General features: G+C 43.0%; 27 protein-coding genes. 13 read left to right on the forward strand and 14 right to left on the reverse strand.

Annotation, left to right across the window (positions count from 1 at the left end; all coding sequences use genetic code 11):
- Positions 1 to 32: 32 nt before the first annotated feature.
- From KNP96_RS07105 to KNP96_RS07115, 3 genes are all read right to left on the reverse strand, one after another.
- Positions 33 to 602, reverse strand: a complete 570-nt coding sequence (locus KNP96_RS07105) for an HTH-type transcriptional regulator Hpr (protein ID WP_029332813.1) — start codon at positions 600 to 602, stop codon at positions 33 to 35.
- A gap of 84 nt (positions 603 to 686) precedes the next feature.
- Positions 687 to 1,028 (reverse strand): hypothetical protein, encoded by a 342-nt coding sequence (locus KNP96_RS07110; protein WP_029332814.1) that lies wholly within the window; start codon positions 1,026 to 1,028, stop codon positions 687 to 689.
- A gap of 127 nt (positions 1,029 to 1,155) precedes the next feature.
- Entirely contained in the window at positions 1,156 to 1,581 is a 426-nt protein-coding gene (locus KNP96_RS07115) for an HIT family protein (RefSeq protein WP_029332815.1), read from the reverse strand.
- A 114-nt stretch (positions 1,582 to 1,695) separates the two neighbouring features.
- On the opposite strand from KNP96_RS07115, the gene KNP96_RS07120 reads away from it, so the two are divergent.
- Complete coding sequence (locus KNP96_RS07120) at positions 1,696 to 2,760, forward strand: TcaA second domain-containing protein (protein ID WP_214769853.1); 1,065 nt, start codon at positions 1,696 to 1,698, stop codon at positions 2,758 to 2,760.
- A 65-nt stretch (positions 2,761 to 2,825) separates the two neighbouring features.
- Here KNP96_RS07120 and KNP96_RS07125 read toward each other — a convergent pair whose 3' ends face one another.
- From KNP96_RS07125 to KNP96_RS07145, 5 genes are read right to left on the reverse strand one after another with little or no spacing between them, the layout of a single operon-like run.
- A complete protein-coding gene (locus tag KNP96_RS07125) occupies positions 2,826 to 3,077 on the reverse strand; it encodes a GlsB/YeaQ/YmgE family stress response membrane protein (protein ID WP_029332817.1) in 252 nt (83 codons plus the stop codon).
- A 51-nt stretch (positions 3,078 to 3,128) separates the two neighbouring features.
- The gene (locus tag KNP96_RS07130; protein ID WP_088836457.1) at positions 3,129 to 3,380 is read right to left on the reverse strand and encodes a GlsB/YeaQ/YmgE family stress response membrane protein; all 252 of its coding nucleotides are present in this window, start codon (positions 3,378 to 3,380) and stop codon (positions 3,129 to 3,131) included.
- Positions 3,381 to 3,422: 42 nt separating this feature from the next.
- Complete coding sequence (locus KNP96_RS07135; protein ID WP_214769857.1) at positions 3,423 to 3,674, reverse strand: GlsB/YeaQ/YmgE family stress response membrane protein; 252 nt, start codon at positions 3,672 to 3,674, stop codon at positions 3,423 to 3,425.
- 45 nt (positions 3,675 to 3,719) lie between these two features.
- On the reverse strand, positions 3,720 to 3,971 hold the full coding sequence (locus KNP96_RS07140) for a GlsB/YeaQ/YmgE family stress response membrane protein (protein ID WP_088836459.1): 252 nt from the start codon (positions 3,969 to 3,971) through the stop codon (positions 3,720 to 3,722).
- Between the two features lie 44 nt (positions 3,972 to 4,015).
- Positions 4,016 to 4,264, reverse strand: a complete 249-nt coding sequence (locus tag KNP96_RS07145; RefSeq protein WP_088836460.1) for a GlsB/YeaQ/YmgE family stress response membrane protein — start codon at positions 4,262 to 4,264, stop codon at positions 4,016 to 4,018.
- Positions 4,265 to 4,602: 338 nt separating this feature from the next.
- Between KNP96_RS07145 and KNP96_RS07150 the strand changes: the two genes are divergently transcribed.
- Complete coding sequence (locus KNP96_RS07150; RefSeq protein WP_088836461.1) at positions 4,603 to 5,337, forward strand: ABC transporter ATP-binding protein; 735 nt, start codon at positions 4,603 to 4,605, stop codon at positions 5,335 to 5,337.
- A complete protein-coding gene (locus KNP96_RS07155; RefSeq protein ID WP_088836462.1) occupies positions 5,334 to 6,470 on the forward strand; it encodes an ABC transporter permease in 1,137 nt (378 codons plus the stop codon). Before KNP96_RS07150 ends, KNP96_RS07155 begins: the two co-directional genes overlap by 4 nt.
- Positions 6,471 to 6,562: 92 nt before the next feature.
- Here KNP96_RS07155 and KNP96_RS07160 read toward each other — a convergent pair whose 3' ends face one another.
- Positions 6,563 to 7,858 (reverse strand): ammonium transporter, encoded by a 1,296-nt coding sequence (locus KNP96_RS07160; protein ID WP_029332822.1) that lies wholly within the window; start codon positions 7,856 to 7,858, stop codon positions 6,563 to 6,565.
- 117 nt (positions 7,859 to 7,975) lie between these two features.
- Between KNP96_RS07160 and KNP96_RS07165 the strand changes: the two genes are divergently transcribed.
- From KNP96_RS07165 to mscL, 7 genes are all read left to right on the forward strand, one after another.
- A complete protein-coding gene (locus KNP96_RS07165; RefSeq protein WP_088836463.1) occupies positions 7,976 to 8,278 on the forward strand; it encodes a MerR family transcriptional regulator in 303 nt (100 codons plus the stop codon).
- Between the two features lie 143 nt (positions 8,279 to 8,421).
- On the forward strand, positions 8,422 to 9,468 hold the full coding sequence (gene hemE, locus KNP96_RS07170; RefSeq protein WP_088836464.1) for a uroporphyrinogen decarboxylase: 1,047 nt from the start codon (positions 8,422 to 8,424) through the stop codon (positions 9,466 to 9,468).
- Entirely contained in the window at positions 9,465 to 10,397 is a 933-nt protein-coding gene (hemH, locus tag KNP96_RS07175) for a ferrochelatase (RefSeq protein ID WP_214769860.1), read from the forward strand. The genes hemE and hemH overlap by 4 nt, the downstream gene beginning before the upstream one ends.
- A complete protein-coding gene (hemG, locus tag KNP96_RS07180; RefSeq protein WP_088836466.1) occupies positions 10,387 to 11,793 on the forward strand; it encodes a protoporphyrinogen oxidase in 1,407 nt (468 codons plus the stop codon). The genes hemH and hemG overlap by 11 nt, the downstream gene beginning before the upstream one ends.
- Positions 11,794 to 11,904: 111 nt before the next feature.
- Positions 11,905 to 13,368, forward strand: coding sequence for a cardiolipin synthase (gene cls / locus KNP96_RS07185; RefSeq protein WP_214769862.1), 1,464 nt, complete (start codon positions 11,905 to 11,907; stop codon positions 13,366 to 13,368).
- 116 nt (positions 13,369 to 13,484) lie between these two features.
- Positions 13,485 to 14,369: a Cof-type HAD-IIB family hydrolase gene (locus KNP96_RS07190; RefSeq protein ID WP_214765523.1), complete on the forward strand. Its 885-nt coding sequence runs from the start codon at positions 13,485 to 13,487 to the stop codon at positions 14,367 to 14,369.
- 12 nt (positions 14,370 to 14,381) lie between these two features.
- Positions 14,382 to 14,768 (forward strand): large-conductance mechanosensitive channel protein MscL, encoded by a 387-nt coding sequence (gene mscL / locus KNP96_RS07195; protein ID WP_214769866.1) that lies wholly within the window; start codon positions 14,382 to 14,384, stop codon positions 14,766 to 14,768.
- A gap of 75 nt (positions 14,769 to 14,843) precedes the next feature.
- Here mscL and KNP96_RS07200 read toward each other — a convergent pair whose 3' ends face one another.
- Positions 14,844 to 17,006 carry an ATP-dependent helicase gene (locus tag KNP96_RS07200; RefSeq protein WP_088836468.1) on the reverse strand — a complete coding sequence of 721 codons (2,163 nt, stop codon included), beginning with the start codon at positions 17,004 to 17,006 and terminating at the stop codon, positions 14,844 to 14,846.
- A gap of 268 nt (positions 17,007 to 17,274) precedes the next feature.
- On the opposite strand from KNP96_RS07200, the gene KNP96_RS07205 reads away from it, so the two are divergent.
- On the forward strand, positions 17,275 to 17,772 hold the full coding sequence (locus KNP96_RS07205; RefSeq protein ID WP_088836469.1) for a GNAT family N-acetyltransferase: 498 nt from the start codon (positions 17,275 to 17,277) through the stop codon (positions 17,770 to 17,772).
- Between the two features lie 162 nt (positions 17,773 to 17,934).
- On the opposite strand, the gene KNP96_RS07210 is transcribed toward KNP96_RS07205, so the two are convergent.
- From KNP96_RS07210 to KNP96_RS07220, 3 genes are all read right to left on the reverse strand, one after another.
- Complete coding sequence (locus tag KNP96_RS07210) at positions 17,935 to 19,398, reverse strand: glycoside hydrolase family 32 protein (protein WP_088836470.1); 1,464 nt, start codon at positions 19,396 to 19,398, stop codon at positions 17,935 to 17,937.
- Positions 19,399 to 19,484: 86 nt separating this feature from the next.
- Complete coding sequence (locus tag KNP96_RS07215; RefSeq protein ID WP_088836471.1) at positions 19,485 to 21,083, reverse strand: sensor domain-containing diguanylate cyclase; 1,599 nt, start codon at positions 21,081 to 21,083, stop codon at positions 19,485 to 19,487.
- Between the two features lie 42 nt (positions 21,084 to 21,125).
- Positions 21,126 to 21,617 (reverse strand): GNAT family N-acetyltransferase, encoded by a 492-nt coding sequence (locus KNP96_RS07220; protein WP_088836472.1) that lies wholly within the window; start codon positions 21,615 to 21,617, stop codon positions 21,126 to 21,128.
- A 154-nt stretch (positions 21,618 to 21,771) separates the two neighbouring features.
- On the opposite strand from KNP96_RS07220, the gene KNP96_RS07225 reads away from it, so the two are divergent.
- Together KNP96_RS07225 and KNP96_RS07230 are read left to right on the forward strand one after the other, a co-directional pair.
- A complete protein-coding gene (locus KNP96_RS07225; RefSeq protein WP_214765516.1) occupies positions 21,772 to 22,689 on the forward strand; it encodes an ABC transporter ATP-binding protein in 918 nt (305 codons plus the stop codon).
- The gene (locus KNP96_RS07230) at positions 22,667 to 23,410 is read left to right on the forward strand and encodes an ABC transporter permease (protein WP_088836474.1); all 744 of its coding nucleotides are present in this window, start codon (positions 22,667 to 22,669) and stop codon (positions 23,408 to 23,410) included. The genes KNP96_RS07225 and KNP96_RS07230 overlap by 23 nt, the downstream gene beginning before the upstream one ends.
- 45 nt (positions 23,411 to 23,455) lie before the next feature.
- Here KNP96_RS07230 and KNP96_RS07235 read toward each other — a convergent pair whose 3' ends face one another.
- Positions 23,456 to 24,097, reverse strand: coding sequence for a YczE/YyaS/YitT family protein (locus KNP96_RS07235; RefSeq protein WP_239456834.1), 642 nt, complete (start codon positions 24,095 to 24,097; stop codon positions 23,456 to 23,458).
- Positions 24,098 to 24,116: the final 19 nt, after the last annotated feature.

The raw sequence follows: 24,116 nt of genomic DNA on the forward strand, positions 1-24,116 counted from the left end.
CAGAACGCTAGCTCTTCAAATACTAAACGAATTCATGCCTTTTTGATTGAATCGATGACAGGGTCTTGCGGGCGACGATCAGCTTCTTCTGTAATCATTTTCGACGTTTCAGCGAAGATATCCATGAAACTGTCTCCGTATAGACGACGAACGATCGCAGAGATGTCCGTCAGCTCAGGAAACTTCCCGTATAATTCTTGAAGCGGGAGTGAGGCACGGAAGACACCATTCTCTTCCGGGCGGAACGCTTGAATGGTTTCAAGTAATAACGTTTCGCCGGCTGGTGTAAGCTGGACGTACGTATTTCGTTTATCCGTCTCTTTCTTCGAGAATGTCAACAGACCACGGTCTTCTAATTTTTTAGAGAAGTTAAACGCCGTTGAAACGTGCATGACACCGTACTTCGCGATCTCAGAAATCGAAGCACCACCTAAAGCATGTGAAATCCAGAGGATATGATGCTCATTGATGTTTAAATCAAAGGGCTTAATCCAATTTTGCCAATCTTTTTCTACCGTTTTCCATAGTGCTTTGCTCAGCTGGACAATTTTATGACTGTATAACAGTGCTTCTTGTCCAGGATATAATTTTTCATGTTCCATATCTGACTCATCCTTTCGAAAGGTGACGATGGCTAAAAAACGCAAAATGCAAACTATACAAAAAACAAATCGAAGCAATGGACCTTACTTTTGAGGAGAGAGGTGATCCGCATCTTGTTTCGCCTCATCAGCTAATTCTTGGATACGCGAAATGGATTCTTGAATCTCGGCTTGATACACAGAGACATCTTTCGTAACTTCATCTTTGAAGGTTGTACCGGAAATTTTAGCTGTCTCTATTAAGTTCTTGCCCTCCTGTGTTAAATCCTGCACGTTCGTTACGATTGTAGAATAAGAATTTCGACGTTGTTTACCATTCGAAGAGTCACTTTTAGTACCTTGGCGAAGCGCCTTCAAACCGTAAAAAGTCACAAGCGACAGCGTAGCACCAAAAGCGACCCAGTTACGTTGGGGACGCTTCGACATAGTTTACCTCCTTCTTTAATATTAAAATATTTGTTTCATATTATTTTACCGAAAATCCGATATTGGAAACCTATTTTGACAATATTTCTAAAAAAGGGTGTATGGAATAATGCATTCGAAGGTCTTTTTACAGGTGAGTCGAGATTGAATTTGCTAAAATGGCAAGCTCTTCAGCCGTGTAGTCTTCATTATGAACTTCCCATTTTGCGCCAAAACCATCATGTTTATCATGCCGTGGGATTAAATGAATATGAAAGTGTGATACGGACTGTCCAGCGACCTTGCCCGTGTTCGATAGAATGTTGATGCCAGCAGCTTGTGTTTCCTTTTGTAAGGCACGACTAATTTCCGGAACAACGGCAAAGACTGATTGAGCATCTTCGACGGATAAATCGTATACGTGATCTGCATGTTGTTTTGGAATGACTAATGTATGACCTTTCGTAACTTGAGAAAGATCGAGGAATGCAAGAACCTCATCATTTTCAAAGACTTTATGGCTAGGTACTTCGTGCTTAGCAATTTTGCAGAAAATACAGTTATCTTTTTGCATAGGGATTACTCCTTTTATAAAAATAGAATTATCTCCATCTTAAGTGTGATTGACAACGTAATCAAACGTTTTTACACTTAGATACACAAGATTAAAGAAAGTAGGGAACTCACGATGCCGTCTCGTATGACGTTACATGAACGAAGGAAAAAACGAAATCAGCGTTTGCTCATCATCGGAATCGTTCTCCTCTTAGTTGCAGGGGGAGTCTGGGGGTACGTAAGCCAAATCAAGCCGGCTGCTGAGCGAGAGCGTACAGAAGCTGTTTTTGTGAAAGCCGTGAACGATCAGGATCGGGCTGCGTTCCAAAAACTCGTCTATGAAGATGATCAGGTCGTATCGATTGCGGAAGCAACTCGTTTGATGAAATGGTTTCAGGCAGAGGATGGACGTCTCAGCCGAGCAGCGGCGGAGATTAAAGCCGATCAGCGAAACTACCCTGAACCTACAGCAGAGAAAAATGAACAGGATTTGTTCGAGCTAAAAAAAACAGCAGGGCGCTTTTGGTATGACGAATATGTGCTTCATCTAAATAAACAGCTACTTCAAGTAACGAGTGATGTACCAGAGACGACCGTCTTCATAGATGATGAAGAAGTAGGCGTCCAGGAGGATGAGCCGTTGAAAATCAAACGTTTTCCGGGTGAGTACGATGTACTTGCAAGTGTCGAAGCCAATGGTAAGACGGGACGAGACCGTCAAACCGTTCAACTGGGAGACGAAAAAACAACGGAAGTAACGTTTAAGTTGGCGAAGCAAATCAAACCAGACGTCACGGAGCAGTATGGATTAGACATCGAAAAATTGTTAGAAACTGAAGTCGAGGCAAGAACAGGCAAGTCGATCGACGCGATGACAGCTTATTTGGATGAGAACCATTCTTCTGTTGAAAAAGAATTTGGTCCTCCCGCATCAAATGTAGCAAATCGTGCAGTGTACGACGGTTTTGAAGTGACGTATGCAAACAATGATGTAAAAAGCATCATGATTGATTTAAATAAGACGCCGTCTGAGCTTGAAGCAGTCGCCGGTAAACCGGAATCGAAAAGTAATGAATCGATCGGGACCGTCTGGGAGTACCCGACGAGCTTCTTTGAAGATATACTAGGGTGGCTTAACTTACGGTCAGAAAAAAGAGTAATCGAGCGTTCGGATAAAATGTGGTTAGAATTGCGCTGATGGTACAAAAAAAGCACTGGTAACGACTTTGAGAACTTCGAGTCTGTTACCGGTGCTTTCATTTATTATTTTTTGTTCACTGCACGAAGAATGAACGAAACGATTAGAATCAAGATGATTGCTCCGAGTAATGCTGGAATAATCGCAAATCCTCCGATAACTGGTCCCCAGTCACCTAAGAGAGCTTGACCGATCATGGCCCCGACGAAACCTGCGATGATGTTACCGATGATACCACCGGGAACGTCTTTACCAAGAATAAGACTTGCCAACCAACCAATGATACCACCGACGATTAAAGCCCATAAGAATCCCATTTAAAACACTCCTTTTTTAGTTTGAATAAGGTCTCAAGTAATTAGTTTTTATTACCGTTTACGAACTGAACGAAGAACGAGTGATACGATGAAGATTAAGATGATTGCACCGATGATGGCAGGAATGACTGCAAAACCGCCGATAGAAGGTCCCATGTCTCCGAAGATGGCTTGTCCGATCATTGAACCGATGAAACCAGCGACGATGTTACCGATGATGCCGCCAGGAACGTCTTTCCCGATAATTAAACTCGCTACCCAACCAATTAAACCGCCGACGATTAAAGCCCATAAGAATCCCATTAAAATACACTCCTCTGAATTAGTAGTTGTAGTTACTGTTACTTATTTTTTGTTTACTGAACGAAGAATCAACGATACGATGAAGATTAAGATGATTGCACCGATGATTGCAGGAATGATCGCGAATCCACCAAGGTCAGGTCCCATGTCCCCGAAGATGGCTTGTCCGATCATTGAACCGATGAAACCTGCGACGATGTTACCGATGATGCCGCCCGGTACGTCTTTCCCGATGATTAAGCTCGCTACCCAACCAATCAAACCGCCAACGATTAAAGCCCATAAAAATCCCATTTAAAAACACTCCTTTGAATTACTAGTTTTAGTGGTTACTGCTACTTACTTTTTATTTACTGAACGAAGAACGAGTGACACGATGAAGATTAAGATAATTGCACCAATGATTGCAGGAATTACCGCGAAACCGCCGATAGAAGGTCCCATGTCCCCGAAGATGGCTTGTCCGATCATTGAACCGATGAAACCTGCGATGATGTTACCGATGATGCCGCCCGGTACGTCTTTCCCGATGATTAAGCTCGCTACCCAACCAATTAAACCGCCGACGATTAAAGCCCATAAAAATCCCATTTAAAAACACTCCTCTAATTTAAATTGTTATTCGATGATAATGATTACTTGCGAATGGCACGAAGAATCAATGACACGATGAAGATTAAGATGATTGCACCTAAGATTGCAGGAATGATTGCGAACCCGGCAAGATCAGGTCCCATTGAACCGAAGATTGACTGTCCGATGATTGCGCCGATGAAACCAGCGATGATGTTACCGATGATGCCACCAGGAACGTCTTTCCCGATGATTAAACTTGCTACCCAACCGATTAGTCCACCAACGATTAAAGCCCATAAGAATCCCATTTGAAGCACTCCTTTTCATACTTAGATTTACCTGTTTTCAGGTTGTTATAAACACTTTGAAAATGAATGACTCATAAACGTAATTTTTGATGAGAAGTAAAACAATACAAGTAGATAAGATAGCTAGACGATTAGACCAGTTACTTCTCTATAAAACGTTTGATGTGACATACACTTTCAATTTTTGTAAATCGTTTTTCATATATTGATGTAACGATTACACTTAGAGTAATTGCCGTAATAAGATGTATTGAAACCTTTTCTTTTAAAAAAAATCATCAACAGTAGAAAAACAAGGATGAATTGTCTAGGATAGTTAATGAGAGGAGTGGCTAGATTTGTTATTAGAAATTAAAGATCTTTCAGGTGGATATGGATCGAAAACAGTGTTGCATCATATTGATATAGCAGTAAAGCAAGGGGAGTTAGTTGGACTGATTGGATTGAATGGTGCCGGGAAATCGACGACGATTAAGCACATATTAGGATTGTTACCCATTAAGTCAGGTGAAATCTTGATTAACGGTGTCAGTCTGTCAGCTGATGAACAAACGTACCGGAAACAAGTGGCATACATCCCGGAACAGCCGATGTTATACGAACAGTTGACTCTTCGAGAGCACCTTCGCTTAATGGCGCAAGGGTATGATGTCGATGAGAAAACAGCACAAGAACGAATCGAACATTACACAGAGCGATTGCGGATGACGAAACAGCTGGAATGGTTTCCAAGTGTATTTTCTAAAGGAATGAAACAAAAGGCGATGATTCTCTGTGCTTTAATCACAGGCAGTGAGTTATTGATTGTTGACGAACCGTTTGTTGGTCTCGATCCACTAGCGATCCGGGAATTGTTGAATATTTTTAGTGAATTAAAAACCGATGGAAAAGGTATTTTAATGTCCACACATATTTTAGAGACTGCGGAGCGGCATTGTAATCGATTTATTCTCCTTCACGATGGACATATCGCAGCAGAGGGGACGACCGAGGAATTGCGGAAACGTTTTGATTTAACGGATAGTTCGCTTGATGACATTTATGTAGCTGCCATTGAGGAGGCAGAAGGATGACGAGTGCTACCTTATGGCGAGAACGCTATCAAGCTGCGATGTCGGAAATGACCAAGTACACGAAGTACATGGCGAACGGTGGGTTGTTATTTACGGTCTACTTCGTCGTATTATATGCTCTCGTCGTCTATGGGCGGTTTCTGAATCAAATCAATGGCGACTTTCCTGGAAATCTGCTGATGGGCGGTTTATTCATTATCATCGCCTTTTATCGGACGGCACGAACGTTCTTAGTCGAAGCTGACCAAGTATTTTTATTGCCGAACTTGCCGCAACTTAGTTCTTATATGAAGCGGGTCCGACTGTACAATGCTTTTTTAGGAATGGTTCGAGTTGTCATTCCGTTTTTAGCAATCGCTGTCCTTTATGTAAGAACGGAATCAACGAGTCCGCTTGAGATGATCGTATTATTTTTCGCTCTCGCGATGATTGGTGCGAGCGCGAACCTATCGAAACTAGAAGCGATTCCGCACCGACTTGTCGTTCTGCATGCAGTGGGTGCAGGGGTTTTAGTGATGATTGACATGCCGATTTTCAGTATAGTGATTACGAGCTTACTGCTCGTCACGCTGCACCTAAAAAAATATCAGCAGTTACCACTGATGGAATGGATTGCAATCGAGCAAGAGTCGCGTGATCGTTTCTATCGGATTGCGAACTGGTTCGTCGATGTTCCACGCTTATCGAAGACGTATAAACAACGCCGTATCTTAAGTCAACTCGTCGAAAAAATTCAATTTGATAAAAAACAAACGTTCGACTACCTTTACATGAAGCAACTCATTCGTAGCACAGACGGAATTGGATTGATTGTTCGGCTTACATTGATTGGAGCAGTCTTCATCTGGCTCGGAAAAGATAATCCATGGCTTGTCACGTTTGCAATTCCTGCCTTCAGTGGTTTGACAAGTTTCCAATTGGCACCGTTCACACGAGCGATTGACTCACACCTCTTAACGCGCTTGTTGCCTTTTGGAGATGCGAATAGCTCTCGTAAAAAAGTCATTCGGGTCGCGTCAATCCTTCAGATTATCGCATTAGCATTAATCGCTATGTTAATGAACGGACAACCTATCGTCTTGATTGGGGCAATCATCGCCATTGCCGTTAGTGAAATGTATCTCAGAAAATGAAATGTAATGTATGACAGACTAACCCCCGATTTCTCGTTCCTAAGTAGGCACGAGAAATCGGGGGTTAGTTTCTTGTTTAAGAAAGCGAGAGCTTAATTCACTTTTTCAGAAGTTTCAGCATCGTACGTTGCTTTTAGTTCTTTACTGATTGGAGCGGGGAGGTCATAGGAAGCTTGTCCGTGTTCAGCGACATCAAGTCCGCGGAGTTCATCTTCTCGCGTGATCCGAAGACCGATCGTTACATCGAGGAGTTTGAGGAAAGCATAACTTAAGACACTGACGACGACGACGGCGAAGACAACACCGAGTGCTTGGACACCGAGTTGACCAAATCCACCCCCGTAGAATAATCCAGCTTGTCCAATCCCTGTGATTTCAACGAGGCGTGGTGAGGCGAAGAACCCGGTAGCAAGTGTTCCCCAAATCCCGGCGACACCGTGAACAGAGAAGGCACATAATGGATCATCGACACGGCGCGCGAGTAAAATGCTTGTTCCGTACGTGATGATACCTGCGAGGAAACCGATGACGACGGCACCCCACGGCTCAACAAATGCACAGGCTGCAGTGATCGCGACGAGTGCTGCGAGTACGCCATTGATGATAGAAGGAATGTCTGCCACGCGACGATGCCAGAAAGAAATGGCGAGTGCGCCGAGTGCGCCGGCAGCTGTCGCAAGTAACGTCGTCAAGGCGACATAACTGAAGAACCCGTCGGCAATCGTCAATGTCGATCCAGCGTTGAAGCCGAACCAGCATAACCAAAGAATGAAGGCGCCGACGACAGAATAGATGACGTTGTGACCAAGGAGCGGCGTTTTTTCAGCGCCAATCCGCTTTTTCAAAATTAACGCGGCGACGAGAGCGGCGATTCCACCTTGTAAGTGGACGACGGTCGAACCGGCGAAGTCTTGCATACCGAGTGAACCGAGGAAACCACCTGCCCAAACGGAGCGAGCGATGATTGGATAAATGATGGCGACAAAGAATGTTCCGAACAGCAGATAAACAGATAGTTTAGCTCGTTCAGCAAACCCGCCCCAGGCAATCGCTAAGGAAACAGCGACGAATGAGAGTTGGAAGAGGAACTTAACATCGATTGTAACATTTGACCAGTCGAGACTTGAGAACCCTCCTTGTAAGAAGAATCCTTCCGTTCCGATTAGACCAGGTCCGTCTCCGAACGTCAGTCCAAACCCAATCGCCCAAAAAGCTAACGCGGCGACGGAAAAACTAATGAGCTGTTTGACGGCGACGTGCCCTGCATTTTTGGCGCGTAACATTCCCGTTTCAAGTAATAGGAAACCGATTTGCATCGTAAAGACGAGTAGCGTAGCGAATAAGACATAAAACGTATCAACTGAAATGATCATTTCTTCAAGATTCATCGTCGTTCCTCCTTTATCAATTTAAAGTATGTGTTTACTTTAAACGGAAATTGTTTTTAAGGAACGACTTGTGTCAGAAAATCTGACATGGTATTTTTATCAAAAGGAGTGACGAAGATGAGTTACCGTGAAAAGAAAGTGATGTCGATCGGGATTGTCTGTGAATTGACAGGGTTATCGGAACGTCAGATTCGTTACTATGAGGAGCGGAAACTTATTTTCCCGGAGCGTACGAACGGGAAAACACGAAAATATTCATTTACAGATATTGAACGACTAGTTGAAGTTGCAGAAAAAATCGAAGATGGTTGGCGGACGCATGAAATCCGTGAAAAAGAGCGGAAAGTAACGGAGCAGCAACGAACTGATTTAATTCGGGGACAATTGAATGCTGCGTTTGGTCTTTACAAGAAACGGTGAACATTTAATGAACTGGATAAGGAACTGTAATTTTGTAACCGATTTATTGGCACAGACTTCTTCATTTCAGATATAATGTTTCTGTGTTCACAAACTTATCGTACGTTATTTTGGGGCGTTAGTAAGAGTATAAAGGGGTAGTTATGATGAAAAACTTCAATGATACGTTTTTACGGGCGGTCCGTGGCGAACAAGTGGGCCACGTACCTGTCTGGTACATGCGACAAGCAGGTCGTTATCAAGCGGAATATCGTGAAATTAAAAAGACGCGTACGCTGTTCGAGATCACACATGATCCAGAACTATGTGCATACGTCACTGAATTGCCGGTTAAACAACTTGGTGTTGACGCAGCGATTCTGTACAAAGACATCATGACGCCATTACCATCTATGGGTGTTGATGTTGAAATTAAAAGTGGCATCGGTCCGGTCATCGCGAATCCGATTCAAACGATGGAAGATGTACAGGCGCTACAACCGTTTAAAAAAGAAGATATTCCATATATCTTCGAGACCATCAAGTTATTACGGGAACGATTAGAAGTACCATTGATTGGGTTTTCAGGCGCACCGTTTACACTTGCGAGCTATATGATTGAAGGTGGACCTTCAAAAGGCTACCATAAAACGAAAGCATTGATGTATGGACATCCGGATGTATGGCATGCATTAATGGAGAAACTCGGAGACATGGTGATTGACTACATTAAAGCTCAAGTTGATGCTGGGATTCAAGCGTTTCAGATTTTTGATTCATGGGTCGGAACGACAAGTCAGAAAGATTATGTTCTCTACATCAAACCGACAATGGAGCGGATTTTCACGGAATTAAAAGAAACGGGCGTTCCGATGATTATGTTTGGTGTCGGTGCAAGTCACTTAGCAGAAGAGTGGCATGATTTACCGCTCGACGTCGTTGGACTTGATTGGCGTCTGTCGATCGACGAAGCACGCGAACGCGGGTTGACAAAAACGTTGCAAGGAAACCTTGATCCCTCTTATTTACTTGCACCATGGGAAATCTTAGAAGCGAAAGCAACAGAGATTCTTGACATGGGAATGAAACGTCCTGGATTCATCTTTAATTTAGGACATGGAATCTTCCCGGAAGTCGACCCAGAAGTCTTAAAACGCTTGACTGCATTTATCCATGATTATTCGAAAGAAAAAATGGAGGTAGCAAAATGAAAACACTTGGATTACTCGTAATGGCATACGGAACACCGTATAAACCGGAAGATATCGAACGATATTACACGCACATCCGTCGTGGGCGTAAACCGTCACCTGAAGCACTCGCTGAACTGACGGAGCGTTATGAAGCAATCGGCGGTGTCTCGCCACTTGCACAAGTCACGATTGACCAGGCGGAAGAATTACATCGTCAGTTGTCTGCAAAATATGCGGGCGAAATTGAGTTCAAACTCTATCTAGGTCTCAAGCACATCGAACCGTTCGTCGAAGATGCGGTCGAGCAAATGGCAAAAGACGGCATCACGGAAGCAGTGACGGTTGTTTTAGCACCACACTATTCGACATTCAGCATTCGTTCATACAATGGACGAGCAAAAGAAGTCGCGGACAAACACGGAATTCAGCTTGCTTCTGTCGAATCATGGTACCAAGAAGAAGCATTCATCAACTGGTGGGGACAAGCGATTCGTCAAACATTCGATGCACTGCCTGTAACAGAAGAAAAAGCGGTCCTCGTCGTGTCAGCGCATAGTCTTCCTGAGAAAATCATTGCAAACGGTGACCCGTATCCGGATCAATTGAAAGAAACGGCAGAGTTGATTGCAAAACGTGCTGGTGTCAAACATATGATTACAGGATGGCAATCGGCAGGACAAACACCTGAACCTTGGCTCGGGCCAGACGTTCAAGATTTAACGCGTGATGTTTATGAAGCAGAAGGGTATGAAGCATTCGTATACGTACCAGTCGGATTCGTCGCTGACCATTTAGAAGTTTTGTTTGATAATGATTACGAGTGTAAAGTCGTATGTGACGAACTCGGTATCCACTATGCTCGACCAGGTATGCCAAACGCGGAGCCGGCTTTCATGGAGGCAGTCACGGAAGCCGTCGCAAAACAAGTTGGTAGCTATGTCAAGTAAACGTCTCGTTATCGTCGGCGGGGGTATTACTGGTCTTGCCGCTGCCTATTTCGCAGAACGTTTATTTCCTGATTTAAATATCACCGTCCTAGAAGCAGGTGAGCGACTTGGTGGTAAAGTCGCGACCTATCGAGAAGACGGCTTCATGATTGAGCGTGGTCCGGATTCTTACGTCGCACGAAAACACATCTTGACCGATTTAATTGAAGCGGTTGGATTAGGCGATAAGTTGGTTCGAAACAACACGTCGCAAGCATTCATTTTAGATCCAGGTGGTCTCCATCCGATTCCGAAAGGGTCTGTGATGGGGATCCCGACCGATTTAAACTTATTTTCAGAGACGACGTTGCTGACAGATTCGGAAAAAGCGGAGGTTGCACGATTGTTGCTTCATCCTTCTGATCAATTGACGATTCCTGAAGAAGATATTCCGCTCGGTAGTTACTTGCGTCCTCGCCTCGGGGATGCGCTGGTCGAGAAGTTGATCGAACCGTTATTGTCGGGAATTTATGCCGGGAACATTGATCAAATGAGTACGTTCGCGACATATCCGCAGTTCGTTGCGAATGAACAAAAAGCGGGATCGTTATTCGAAGGGATGCGTTTGATGCGTCCGACTGCTCAAGTTCAAGGACAAACGAAACCAGCGACAGGACAGTTCCTGTCACTTTCAACGGGACTTGAATCGCTAGTCGAACGTTTAGAAGAAGTGCTTGAACGGACTGAAATTCGTCTAGAAACGCCTTTACTCGAAGTTGCGCGTGAAAATGAACGGTATCGCTTAAAAACAGATCATGGTCCTGAGTATGCCGATTATGTACTCTTGACGATTCCTCATCCTCAAGTCGTCAGTTTACTTCCGGATGCCGATTTACGGGAACTTGAGCAGTTGAAGACCCATTCAACGGCGACGGTTACGCTGATTTTCGATGAGCAAGCGACATTACCCATTGAAGGTACAGGTTTTGTCGTCAATCGACGTGCCCGGTATTCGATTACGGCATGTACGGCGATCGATCAAAAGTGGAGTCATTCTGCACCGAATCATACGGTTTTACGCGCTTTTGTCGGTCGGCCAGGTAATGATGCGCTCGTTCACGAGACGGATGATGTCATCAAGGAAACAGTATTAAAAGATTTGGAACAAATTTGTGGTCAAACGCTTGCACCGAGACAAGTCATCATCAGCCGGTTAGTTGATGGTTTACCAGCTTATACGGTTGGTCATGCAGGACGGATTCAAATTGTCCGTGACGAAGTCATGAGTAAGTATCCTGGTGTGTATTTAGCGGGATTGGCTTATGATGGCGTCGGTTTACCGGATTGTGTTGCCAGTGCGAAAACGATGGTTGAAGAAATCGCTATACAGCACGGACACGAACAGTCGAACGCTTAAACTAACATGCCTGAAATTCAGTTACTACTGAATTTCAGGCATGTTTTTTAATGAACGGCAAAGGGACTAAAGAATGGATGCTGGGGAATAGAAGGGAGAGGAGGGATGGATATGATGGATGTACTTAGCACGTTTACAGTTGTCTTACTGTTTGGACTGGGAATCATGAATTTACTTGCAGTGTTGACGGTCATCTTCTTGGAACGGCGTGATATTGGTGCGACATGGGCCTGGATGCTCGTCCTCTATTTCATTCCGATCGTTGGATTTTTAATTTATTTATTTTTTGGACGCCTACTCAAGAAAAAGGATTTTTATCATGTTAAAGAAGAGGAGCGGTTGGAACAGTCACGACGTGTCGAGCTACAGATTGCAGAATTGAACCATTTGGGTGACCTTCGACGGACATATCCGTTGATCGAACGATACAATCAATTGATTCAAATGAATCTGAAATCAAACGGGTCATTACTCAGCCTGAAAAATGAAGTGACGATTCTATCAGATGGTGAACAAAAATTTAATCGAATGATGACAGACATCATGAATGCCAAACATGAAATCAATATCCAGTATTACATCATCCAAAAAGATTCCCTTGGCTTAGCATTGATTGACGCATTGACGAAGATGGCGCGTCAAGGAATCAAAGTCCGTTTATTGTATGATGCAGTAGGCTCTCGTGATTTGAAACGACAAGATTTTAAAGACTTACTTCATCATGGTGGAGAAGTGTTTGCGTTTTTCCCACCGACGTTTGGAGTCATTAATTTTCGAATGAACAACCGGAATCATCGTAAGTCTTGTATCGTCGATGGGCAGATTGGTTACATCGGAGGCTTTAATGTCGGAACGGAGTATTTTGGAATTGATGAGAAATTCGGCTATTGGCGTGATACACATTTTCGGCTAGAAGGTGAGGTCGTTCACGAACAATTAGATCGATTTATTTTGGATTGGAATCAAGCGAATGACATCTACACGGATAAAACGCTCTTTTATTATGGATCTCACGAAATCAATCAGCCGTTACCCATGCAAATTGTCACATCAGGACCAAATTCTGAGACAGAACATTTAAAAAATGTATTGATTAAAATGATTTCACTTGCTAAGAAATCAGTAATGATTCAGTCGCCTTATTTCATACCAGATGCCAGTTACATGGATGCGTGTAAGATGGCGCTATTGTCTGGTGTCGATGTTCGAATCATGATTCCGAATAAACCGGATCACCCATTCGTTTACTGGGCGACGACAGCCGCAGCGGGAGAACTGATTGCCTATGGAGCGAAAATCTATACGTACGAACCAGGGTTTCTTCATGCAAAGACAATTGTCGTCGATGGAGAGATTGCTTCAGTCGGAACGACGAACATTGATGCCCGGAGTTTTCGATTGAACTTTGAAATGAACTCGATTGTATATGACCGAGCGACTGCGCTCGAGTTAGAACAATTATTTCTCGATGATTGTGATGTATCAAAGTTGTTAACTGCTGAAATATATGCAGAACGGTCGAGGCTGATTAAATTTAAAGAGAGCATTTCTAGATTGTTGTCTCCGATTTTGTAAGGAAGAAAAAGTAAAGGTATGACTTTGATCACGATTCGTTCGAAACAGGTTTGAGAAGGCAAAGAAAAAGAGAAATGGTATAGTGGGATTGAAAAAGATAAAGGAGAGTGGAAGAAGTGGCAAAAGCAATCAAGTTATTGATTTCCGACATGGATGGTACGGTTTTATCGAGTAATCAAAAAATCGAACAGGAAACGATTGATGCGATTAAGGCGGCAAAGGAACAAGGCGTCGATTTTGCGATTGCAACAGGGCGGAACTACTTAAATGCGAAGGAATTAACGGATCAAGCAGGAATCGTTTGTCCAATCATTGCATCGAACGGTGCACGTGTCATGACGCGCGATGGTGAACAACTGAGCGCAACGACGTTGACGGCTGAACAAGCGCAACAAATTTATAGTATCATCAGCCAATATGAAGTGTTTTTCGAGATGTTCTGTGATCAAGGTCTCGTAACAGCGCAAGGCGCAACAATCGATGCAGCGTATGACTCATTAAAAGATATGAGTCGTGAAAGTGACCGTGCGAAAGAAGTTCTCGACTTTTTCTATAAACGCTATTACGTCAATGAAGATGTAAAAATGATTGATGGGTTCCGTTCCTTCATCCGGAATCAGGCGGGACAAGTCTTTAAATTCATCTCATTCTCGTTCGATCAAGACTTAATGAATAAGATTTGGAAAGAAGTCGAAGAAAAAGTTGACGGTATTTATGTGACGTCGTCTGGTCACGATAACATCGAAGTCATGGCAGTCGGTGCCGATAAAGGAACAGCTGTCAAAACGTTAGCGAAGCACTTAGGTGTATCAATCGATGAGGTCGCAGTCATCGGTGACAACTTAAACGACGTTCCAATGTTCAAAGTCGCAGGTGTTGCGATTGCGATGGGAAATGGACATGAAGATGCAAAAGCGATTGCCTCTCACGTCACAAAAACAAACGATGAACATGGTGTCGGTCATGCAATCAGTCAACTTGCAGCCGGAACATGGTCTTAACGGGAGGGTAATATGTTTAAAGCGTTTAAAGAGTTTGCCTTTCGCGGAAATGTCGTTGATTTAGCGATTGGTGTCATCTTAGGGGCAGCATTTAGTAGTATCACCAAGGCACTCGTCAACAGTATCTTCATGCCGTTGATTGGCATCGTAGTTGGTGGAGTAAATGTAAAAGGATTATCAGTGTCCGTCGGGAGTGCAGAATTATTGTATGGACAGTTTCTTCAAGCAACGATTGAATTCATTTTAATTGCCTTTGCGTTGTTTTTATTCGTCAAAGCTATCAATCGTTTTCGGAGTAAAGAAGAAGTTACGGAAGAAGTCCCGGAACCGACGACGGAAGAAAGACTGCTTACAGAAATTCGAGATGCACTCGTCAGTCGAAACGATGATCGTATTTAAGTAGAAAATTAAATCAAGAAAAAACCCGTCAGCTTTTCTACTCGTCGTAGCAGTAGAAAATGCAGCGGGTTTTTCTTATAAAATGGAAATGAGTTGATTCTCTGAACAAACTTGAAGGGAAAATTGTTTTTCGACACCTTGATCAAATTGAACATCGAGAACGTCTCCTGTTAAATGAAGAACAGTCCCTTCGCCAAATGATTTATGGGCAATCCGCATCTTTTCCTCGATTGGTAATAGTTCTACGGGAGGACGCATACTCGGTCGAACTTGTGCTTGCTGTTTTTGTCGTTTAGCGGCATCTGGATTCAGGATTTGTCGCACGTTGCCAACAAAAATCGATTCTTCGACGACTTTTGATTTGTAGCGATACGAAATCAAATGGAGTTCATGACGTGCTCGTGTCATGCCGACATAGAACAACCGAGCAGCCTCTTCCATTTCTTCGAGCTGACCATCTTTATAGGATTTGATATTATCTGATGATGGTAAAACGCCATTGATTAAATCAATCATGAAGACACGATTAAATTCGAGTCCTTTTGCACTATGGAACGTGGAAAGCGTGACTGCGTTTTGATGTTTATTGGACTTGGCATCACGCATCAGTTGCTCTAAGTGAACAATACGCTCCTTGAATGCGAGAGCGGTCGGTAAGTCACTGGCGACATTTTCAATCGTGTTCAACATCTCAAGTAAATAATCGATACTGAATCCAAGACTGTCACTCATCTTACGTAAGTTTTTTTCGTATCCGAGTTCATTACGAATCAAAGCAAGAGCAGCAGCCGGACGGGCAGTTTGAATCGAAGCGAAAACAGTTTTCATCGTTTTTAATTGTTTCTTTTGGTAAAACTTCATCTCGACATGTTGAAGTAACAAGTCAAACGCATGTTCACCATTACGTAATTCATAGAGGCGTTGCAACTGGACTTTAGAAATATAGCCGGCAAACTTCGTATGAATTTGTGCCAATACATCGATGTCGGAAGGATCCTGGGCGAATTCGATAAAATGTAAAATATCTTTTAGGACCCAGTGACTGAAGAATTTATGATCGACATCTTTAATGTAAAATGGAACATTTGCTAAATCGAGTGCATTCATGACATTGATTGACGATGCATTGTTCCGGTAAAGAATCGCGACTTCCTCAAAGTTCGTTTCCTGCCGCAACTGATTGATGACATATCGCGTTTGATCTTCATAAGAAGCAAGCTGTTCAATCGTAATCGGACGGACGGATGGATTTTCTGTGAACATTTTTTTCGGATGTCGTACTTTATTCCGTTGAATGAATTGATTCGCCGTTTCGACGATTTCTTTTGACGAACGATAATTTTGTTCCATATACAAAACCGTTGCATCCGGGTACGTGTCCTTGAAGTGGATAATCTTCGAAACATCGGCACCACGCCAGCTATATAAAGTTTGGTCATCATCAGCGACAACACAGAGATTGTTATGCGGAAGAGCCAATTTTTCAACGAGTTGATGCTGGACGAGAGAGGTATCCTGACTTTCATCCGTCAATATATATTCGAAACGTCGTTGATAGTTAGCTAACAAAGAAGCATCGTCAGCAAGAATCGTATTGGCATACGTCAACATGTCATCAAAATCCATCAAAGGATGTGAGGGATCGCGCAGTTTAAATTGTTCATATGCAAGATAGATTTCTGTGAAGTTTTTAATCGTTGTTTTTAATGTACGAATATCTTTTTCGACGAGGAGGCGGTTTTTGACAAAAGAAATCATCCGTAACAACTCGTCCATTTGATCTTCTGTGATGACGCTACGGTTTATTTCCTGGAAAATACGACGTAATACCATTCGTTTATGCATCGGCTGATTCGCTGTCTTTTCCAAAGCACCTTCGATGATCGTATATTGTAACTGATTCAATGACGCATAATCTCGCACGACCTGAAAAGCGAAACTATGGATGGTGGAAAAGGACGCAGTCGTCCCAATAAGATGATGAAACCAACCGTGAAACCGTTCCGCCATTTCATGGGCTGCTGCTTTACTAAACGTCAAACCTAGAATCGCTCGTGGATTTACTTTCTTTTCTAAGATTAAATAAGCAATTTTAAAGTTTAAGGTAGTTGTCTTACCAGACCCGGGGGAAGCAAGTAACAGAAGCGGACCTTCATCATGCTCAATCGCAGCACGTTGGACGGGGTTCAACTTCGTACCAGTTTCAAGCTCCATTTTTTTAAAGAAATCATCGGACATGTCAATCTTCACCTCTAACATCTGTAAACTCGATTTTCTTTCCCTAGTTTAGCATTTCCGACATCATAATTGATTAAGGAAGTAAAAGAAGTGGAATAATATTAGAACGAAACAGAAAGTATGATATGAGAAAAAATGAGAAGTGACTTCGTTTTTCGATGAGTTATGTATAGGATAAAACTTAAAATCAGTGTAAAATGGGAATTGATGTAAGTCTAGTGAGCTAAAGTAGCTCTTTTTGAAATAGACGGAAGGATGAAAAAAAACCATGTCTCAAATCAGATTATTTATGTATACGGATGAACACTATGAGCAATGCGATGCCTTTATACTTCCGGAAGAACAAGTTCAATTTACGACTTTCCCGACTCGTGTCGTAACGGAAGCGTTAGAAAATCCAGATAAGTTTCCTGTCGTCATCAAAAAAGACTTGGAAGTCGTCGGCTTTTTCATCTTGCACTTAAACCCCCCGAAAACGCATCGGACAGAAGAACAAAGTGTTCTCTTACGTGCATTTTCGATTGATGCTAAACATCAAAAACAAGGGTATGCCAAAGAAGCGATGTTGCAGCTACCAAAATTCGTTCAGCAACACTTTCCGCAAGTAACTGCCATTACATTAGCTGTCAATAAAAAAAATATCGCGGCTAAATCGTTATATTTTAAAACCGGTTATGTAGATACGCTCCAATCAGTCATGGGACCAATCGGCGAACAACACATACTCGCTTTTAGCTTGCAAAAAGAAACGCAATTAGAGCGTTGAGTACCATCGAAAAGGCTTGAGATACAATCGGATGATTTTGAACAGGACGAAATTAAAGAAGGGATTGCGCATCGATTTTAGATGGCAATCCCTTCTTTAATTTTTTTTAGAGCAAATCACGTGTTTCGGACTCCCAGTCTAAAAGTGCTGTGCTTTTTATATTTACAATTCGTAGATCGCAATATCCGCTGTCAAATCACCGATTAACGTAATATCCTGACTCGTTGATTTCGGGAAAATGCGAGTGGAAGCGACAGCTTCACCGTCATTCAAAAAGATTTCGATTGATGAGCGATCAACGAATAGCCGTAGTTGATGTAACGGTTGTTCTAATTGAACAGTACGTGTCGTACCGTAATCGACAGCAGGAACTTCAGCGCCAGAACGACTACGATCAAGCGTAAAGCGTTGTGTCATCGCATCATAAGTTAGGACGGTTGCTTCCTGGTCAGCGGCTCGAACATGTATCTCGAACTGCGTTGTTTGAAGTGCTAAGTTTGATAGATCGAGTTCAAATGTCTCTGCTTGGGCCATCACCATCGCATGATTAATTTCAGTAGATTGCGCGTAAATTGTACGTTTTCTAAGAAGATCGAGTTCACGGACAGGCAATTGTTTCAAACGTCCTTCCTGCAACGTCAGTTCACGTGGAAGTGTTAATGCATGAGCCCAGTTATACATGTCGCTCGGGTATGAAATGTCTGGTAAGCCCATCCATCCGACTAAAATCCGGCGTCCATCTGCTGCTTGCGTCGTTTGGGGGGCATAAAAATCAAACCCGAAATCGAGTTCTGAGAAGGCATGGTGTTGATACGTTAACTCAGGCAAAGCTAGTTTTTCCCCAATCATGTATCCGGATTGGAAAATGTTTTGATAAGCGTCCCCGTCCGGCTCAATGCCTTGTGGGCTGAATAATAAAATACCTTTATCGTCGAGCTCGAAGTAATCAGGACATTCCCACATGTAGCCAAAGTCAGGGTATTGTGTCTTCAACTCTCCGAGGAACGTCCATGTTTCAGTATCTTCCGACTGATAGAGGACGGTGCATCCCGTTAAATCGTCGCGCTGAGCTCCGATGATGCAATACCATGTACCAGACGCTTCCTGGAAGACTTTCGGGTCGCGAAAATGTTCTGTATAACCTGCAGGAACGTTCGGAATCGCAGGAGGTAAGTGTTTGTCGATGCGACCATCCGAACGCAAATGACCAACGATTTGACTTGGATGCCGTACCCAATCTGCATCGCGTTTGTTTCCTGTATACATAATATGGACAGCATCATCCTTAATGAAGCCGCTACCTGAGTATGCACCATGGGAATCTGCATCATCGTTCGGAATAAGTGCCGCGCCTTCGTCAAACCAATGGACTAAATCTTTTGATGTCATGTGGTACCAATACTTTAGACCATGAACAGGTCCAAGTGGGAACCACTGATAAAATAAATGATACGTTCCGTCGTGATATACAAAACCGTTCGGATCGTTTAGGAGACCGGTTGGAGGTTGGATATGGTAAGAAAACCGCCAAGGAGAATTTCTTACTTCTTCCTTCATTGTTTGATAAACTTCCGGTGCGATATCTGAGAGGGGGCGATAGCGTGCCTCGCGTGTCCACTGATTCATGCTGACAGCTCCTTATGCATTTATTTATATTTTTTCTTCTATTTGCTTACATTACGGAGAGCGTTCCCTCTTGTCAATGTCTAATGTTAGCGATGGAACGTCAATCGACCTTTACCAAGTTTTTTAGAATCATATAGTGCAATATCAGCACGGTGGATGACTTGTTCAACCGATTCGTTTAATCGTCGCGTCGCAATTCCGATACTTACCCCAATCTGAAGTGTGGATTGATTGATGACATAGGAATCTGAAAGATACGCTATGATTTCTGTTCCGTACTGATCGAGTAAATCAAAGGATACGACATCGTTCAAAACGATTAAAAATTCATCTCCGCCAAGTCGTGCGATCATACTGTTCGGGCGTCTCATCTGGCTTAAACGTTCAGCTACTTCTTTTAATAATACGTCACCTGTCTGATGTCCAAATCGATCATTGATTGCTTTGAAGCCATCTAAATCAATATAAAGATAGATTTCGGGCGTTTCATTTAAAGAAATCTCATGTAAGTAGTTCGACAGTCCGTTTCGGTTCGGTAAACCGGTCAGCGGATCGATGAGCGCTAACGTCTCATACGTCGTTCGTTGCTGTTCTGTATCAGACAGCTGAGCAATCAGTTGACGTAAGGCAACCGATAGAACGGTGATTTCTCGAATTCCTTTATGGGACGGGATTGAGATTGAATGATCGTGTTGCATCTGCTCAGCAGCCAATGTAATTTTCTTGAGTGGTTTCGTAATGAGTTGCGCGATGAACCAACCGATGACGGCAGTAACGATGGAAGCAATCAGTCCAGCGAAAAAAATAAATTTCTTCAATAGGATGGCGTCGTTAAAAGCGATTTCACTTGGTTGACGGACAAGAATCGTCCAGCCGAGACCATCGTAGTTTTTGTAGCCTTGGCTTTTAGTCGAGCCGGTCAAATAGACATTTCCATCAGACCATTCCGATACATGATAACCGGACTCGACGGGTTCGACGAGATTCTGTGGGAGCGCTTTACCGCGCCACTCATTCGGTCCGAGTAAAACAGTCCGTTGATTTTCGCTGACGATGAAAAATTCTAAACCCTCGATTTGTTTGGTTGAACTCTTAAAGCTTTGTTCGATTTCTTTTGCCCAGGCGAAGCTCAGGTGCGCTGCAAGGACGCCAGTCAATCGACCATCAGTGAATAAAGGGGTGCTGATATCAACGAACTGTAAAGGTTCATTACTCGGATTGGGAAGCAGTTTTGCAAGCAAGACGGCATCATGGACATCACCAATGAATGGGCGTTCTGTCGCTTCTTGGAAGACGGGGCGTGATTGAATCGATTGCCCTTCTAAGATTTGATCCGTCGAAGCACGCACTGTACCGTTCGCATCGAGTAGACCAATCCAAGAGAAATCAGGAATTTGTTGCTGAAGTTGTTCTAACGTCGTTCGCGTGACAGGGAGGTCTGCTGAATTTTTAAGCGTCGGAAGCGTAGCAAGTAGATTAACTTCTGCTGCCCGTGACCACATGTAATGGTCGAGTTTATCAGACAACTGGTAGGCAGTCGCAGACAACGTCATTCCGACTTCTTCTTTTAGGCGATCTGTTGCACGGTCACTAATAAAAAAGGTTAAACATAAGGTCATTGTAAAAAAGAGTAGGGCAATTAGCATTGCAAGTAACACATCAAAACGAATTGATAACTTTTGCATCTAGTGAGCTCCATTTCACCTGTAAATATACGATGACGTATTCTACTTTATTTTATCATAGTTCCTCGACAGGTCTTGAAATTTGACGAAAACTTCGACCTCCTGGTTCGTATTAGAAATACTTTTCTGTTCGAAAATATAACTTAGTTTCCGCCAAAAAGATTGTCCGATTTGATTTTTTGGAAGAACAGCTAAACGAATGACGTCTTTGTTCTTTAAATAGCGTTCATGAAAAGTATGATAAAGAATTGTACCGACTCCCTGGTGATGATAGCGGCCATCAATCAAAAAGAGACCAATCCAAGTTGATCCGTCCCTTGGATGTTCAGGCAAATAGTCGATAATTGCAAAAAATCCCGCATCACTTCGACATAGAAGACTGACGGTTTCGGGGTTAAGGAACTCTTCTGTGAATGCTTGACGAGTTAAAGGAAGTTGACGATTTTCTAGCTGAGCATATGCCAGGTTGTGATTAAAAATGGTTTGAACATCTTTAAAGTGGTCCGGGGTGATTTCAATAAACGTAACGTCCATGTCGAACCTCTCTTTCATCAATTTCGTAACATTCAATGCTTTTATTATACAAAGAGCAAGTGGGTTTTGATTACATAATTGTAAGAAAAGGAACTTTTTCTTTTATTTCCCGTACAATGTAAAGGTAGAGTAAAAAAATGAGGAGGCGAAAAAAATGTTGAAGATTGAACATATCTCGAAGCGGCTCGGAAAAGAGCAAATCCTAAAAGATGTCAGCTTTGAAGTTGCACCCGGAGAAGTCTTTGGATTTTTAGGTCCGAACGGTGCGGGGAAAACGACGACAATTCGAATCATTACAGGGTTGTTAGAGCAGGACGAAGGTAAAGTGACCGTGAATGGACACGATGTCGTCGAGGAGCGTTCGAAAGCATTGACGCAAATTGGAGCGATTGTCGAAAATCCGGCATTTTATCCGTATATGACAGGGAAGCAAAACCTCGTTCATGCGAAAAACTTAATTCCAGGTTTAGGTGAAGTCGACTACGAGGCACTTTCCCGTCTCGTTGGGCTGGAAGGGAAGCTGTCGAAAAAAGTCGGCGAGTATTCTCTTGGGATGAAACAACGTTTAGGAATTGCCCGCGCTTTATTACATAATCCGCGTGTTCTCATTCTCGATGAACCGACGAACGGGCTTGACCCAGCCGGAATCGCAGAACTGCGTGAGTATTTACGGGCGATGGCTCGGGATCAACAGATTGCGATTTTAATATCGAGTCATATGTTGGGTGAAATGGAGCAGATTAGCGACCGGTATGCCATCATCGATCAAGGTGTCATCAAATCTGTCGAATCCGTCCGCAATGAGACGGGATCGAAAATTTTATTACGTGTTGCGACGGAAGAAACGGAAGACGTACTTGAAGCACTTAAAGCAGCAAACTATCAAGCGGATCTGTGGAATGATCGAATCGTCGTTACGGCTCCTGAAACGTCATGCCCGGCGATTGCTCGCCTAGTCGTTCCGATTGCTGATTTACACGAGTTAACCATTAAACGGATGACGTTAGAAGAACAATTCTTGCAAGTCACGAAAAAAGAGGGGGATTCACATGCTTTCACTCATACAAAATGAATGGATGAAATGGTGGACGATGAAAAAATCGAAAATCGTATTGGCCTTGTATGTACTCGTTACGATTGGAATCATCATAATCGCAAAGACAAATGATATCGATTTTACGCGAAGTGAATTTTATTCAATCACGTCGATGGTTTTAATTGCACTGCTTGGTATCATCACAATCGTCTTCACAGCTGAAGCGATTGGTAATGAAGTCCGGTATGATACGATGAAACATTTATTGATGAGTCCATATTCTCGGATGACGATTTATTTCTCGAAATTAGCGTTTTCCGTTCTCATCATGCTCGGTCAGTTCCTGTTTATCGTCCTGCTTTCATACGCATTGTCATTTACGTTCTCTGAAGCTGGAGACCCACTCGTCATGCGGGATACCTGGTTACAACTGGTAGGTCCAATCTTTACGATTTTCATGACGTTATTCTTTTCGCTCGTTTTCCGCTCCGTCGGAATGATCATCGGTTTTACTGTACTTGCTCAGTTCTTTACTTCGATTGCCGGGAACGTCTTGCTTGCCTTTAAACCAGAAATCGCGAAATGGATCGTCTTCATGCACCTCGATTGGTCGATGTACTTCGATGGTTCACTAATGGCAGAGATGGCTAATCAAATGGACACGACATTGACGTTCTCCGTGCTCTTTGTACTTGCGCATATCTTAGTATTGCTCGGTGGATCAATTTTAATCTTCCAAAAGAAATCATATACGTAAAAAAATCCCGTCCTCATATGATTCGTGAGGGCGGGATTTTTTTAATTACTTCACTCGATTGGAAATCGGGAAAATCCGCTGGAAAAACTCGATTAATGGACCATTCAATAACAAGAACACAAAGGTTCCGACACCAATTCCAATCAATTCGTGTTCGACGATGGAAAGAACACTTGCGATGAGGAAAGGGATTGCTAAGCTGATCGTCGCACCGATTGTCGTACTGTTAAAACGACTGATTAACGATTTCATCAAGTAATCAGGCGGCATTAAGACGAAACCGATTTGTAGATAAAGGGCGAGACCTAATGAAATCATCGGCATCCCGATTATCATATAAACCGAACGGGTTACAAGGTTCGATGGCACATAGAGTAACTGATGAATAGCTAAGAAAAAGTCAATCGCAACACCAAATAAAACGACGAGCGAAAAACTTAAAATAATTGTCCACCAACTAAAACGACTTCCTAAAGCGAGAGCGCTGGCGAGCGCGAAGATATGCAGACAAACGATTGCTAACCCGACCGTTAAAGGTGAAATTCTCGCTAAAGCTTCGCTGGCGGAAGTCCAAGGAGCACTCCCGATTGCGGCGGTGACCATAAAGCTGTTCCCTAAGGCGTTGATGATGATAGAAAATAAGTAAATCGTAATTCGTTTTTGTTGACTCATGGTGGAACGTAGCAAGTGATGCTACGCTTCTCAC

It is taken from the genome of Exiguobacterium sp. s133, assembly GCF_018618595.1.
GTDB classification, from domain to species: domain Bacteria; phylum Bacillota; class Bacilli; order Exiguobacteriales; family Exiguobacteriaceae; genus Exiguobacterium_A; species Exiguobacterium_A oxidotolerans.

Coding starts and splice junctions, on each gene's coding strand:
- KNP96_RS07105 (WP_029332813.1), bottom strand. CDS start 602: ATGGAACATGAAAAATTATATCCTGGACAAGAAGCACTGTTATACAGT.
- KNP96_RS07110 (WP_029332814.1), bottom strand. CDS start 1,028: ATGTCGAAGCGTCCCCAACGTAACTGGGTCGCTTTTGGTGCTACGCTG.
- KNP96_RS07115 (WP_029332815.1), bottom strand. CDS start 1,581: ATGCAAAAAGATAACTGTATTTTCTGCAAAATTGCTAAGCACGAAGTA.
- KNP96_RS07120 (WP_214769853.1), top strand. CDS start 1,696: ATGCCGTCTCGTATGACGTTACATGAACGAAGGAAAAAACGAAATCAG.
- KNP96_RS07125 (WP_029332817.1), bottom strand. CDS start 3,077: ATGGGATTCTTATGGGCTTTAATCGTCGGTGGTATCATTGGTTGGTTG.
- KNP96_RS07130 (WP_088836457.1), bottom strand. CDS start 3,380: ATGGGATTCTTATGGGCTTTAATCGTCGGCGGTTTAATTGGTTGGGTA.
- KNP96_RS07135 (WP_214769857.1), bottom strand. CDS start 3,674: ATGGGATTTTTATGGGCTTTAATCGTTGGCGGTTTGATTGGTTGGGTA.
- KNP96_RS07140 (WP_088836459.1), bottom strand. CDS start 3,971: ATGGGATTTTTATGGGCTTTAATCGTCGGCGGTTTAATTGGTTGGGTA.
- KNP96_RS07145 (WP_088836460.1), bottom strand. CDS start 4,264: ATGGGATTCTTATGGGCTTTAATCGTTGGTGGACTAATCGGTTGGGTA.
- KNP96_RS07155 (WP_088836462.1), top strand. CDS start 5,334: ATGACGAGTGCTACCTTATGGCGAGAACGCTATCAAGCTGCGATGTCG.
- KNP96_RS07160 (WP_029332822.1), bottom strand. CDS start 7,858: ATGAATCTTGAAGAAATGATCATTTCAGTTGATACGTTTTATGTCTTA.
- KNP96_RS07165 (WP_088836463.1), top strand. CDS start 7,976: ATGAGTTACCGTGAAAAGAAAGTGATGTCGATCGGGATTGTCTGTGAA.
- hemE (WP_088836464.1), top strand. CDS start 8,422: ATGATGAAAAACTTCAATGATACGTTTTTACGGGCGGTCCGTGGCGAA.
- hemH (WP_214769860.1), top strand. CDS start 9,465: ATGAAAACACTTGGATTACTCGTAATGGCATACGGAACACCGTATAAA.
- hemG (WP_088836466.1), top strand. CDS start 10,387: ATGTCAAGTAAACGTCTCGTTATCGTCGGCGGGGGTATTACTGGTCTT.
- cls (WP_214769862.1), top strand. CDS start 11,905: ATGATGGATGTACTTAGCACGTTTACAGTTGTCTTACTGTTTGGACTG.
- mscL (WP_214769866.1), top strand. CDS start 14,382: ATGTTTAAAGCGTTTAAAGAGTTTGCCTTTCGCGGAAATGTCGTTGAT.
- KNP96_RS07200 (WP_088836468.1), bottom strand. CDS start 17,006: ATGTCCGATGATTTCTTTAAAAAAATGGAGCTTGAAACTGGTACGAAG.
- KNP96_RS07205 (WP_088836469.1), top strand. CDS start 17,275: ATGTCTCAAATCAGATTATTTATGTATACGGATGAACACTATGAGCAA.
- KNP96_RS07210 (WP_088836470.1), bottom strand. CDS start 19,398: ATGAATCAGTGGACACGCGAGGCACGCTATCGCCCCCTCTCAGATATC.
- KNP96_RS07215 (WP_088836471.1), bottom strand. CDS start 21,083: ATGCAAAAGTTATCAATTCGTTTTGATGTGTTACTTGCAATGCTAATT.
- KNP96_RS07220 (WP_088836472.1), bottom strand. CDS start 21,617: ATGGACGTTACGTTTATTGAAATCACCCCGGACCACTTTAAAGATGTT.
- KNP96_RS07225 (WP_214765516.1), top strand. CDS start 21,772: ATGTTGAAGATTGAACATATCTCGAAGCGGCTCGGAAAAGAGCAAATC.
- KNP96_RS07230 (WP_088836474.1), top strand. CDS start 22,667: ATGCTTTCACTCATACAAAATGAATGGATGAAATGGTGGACGATGAAA.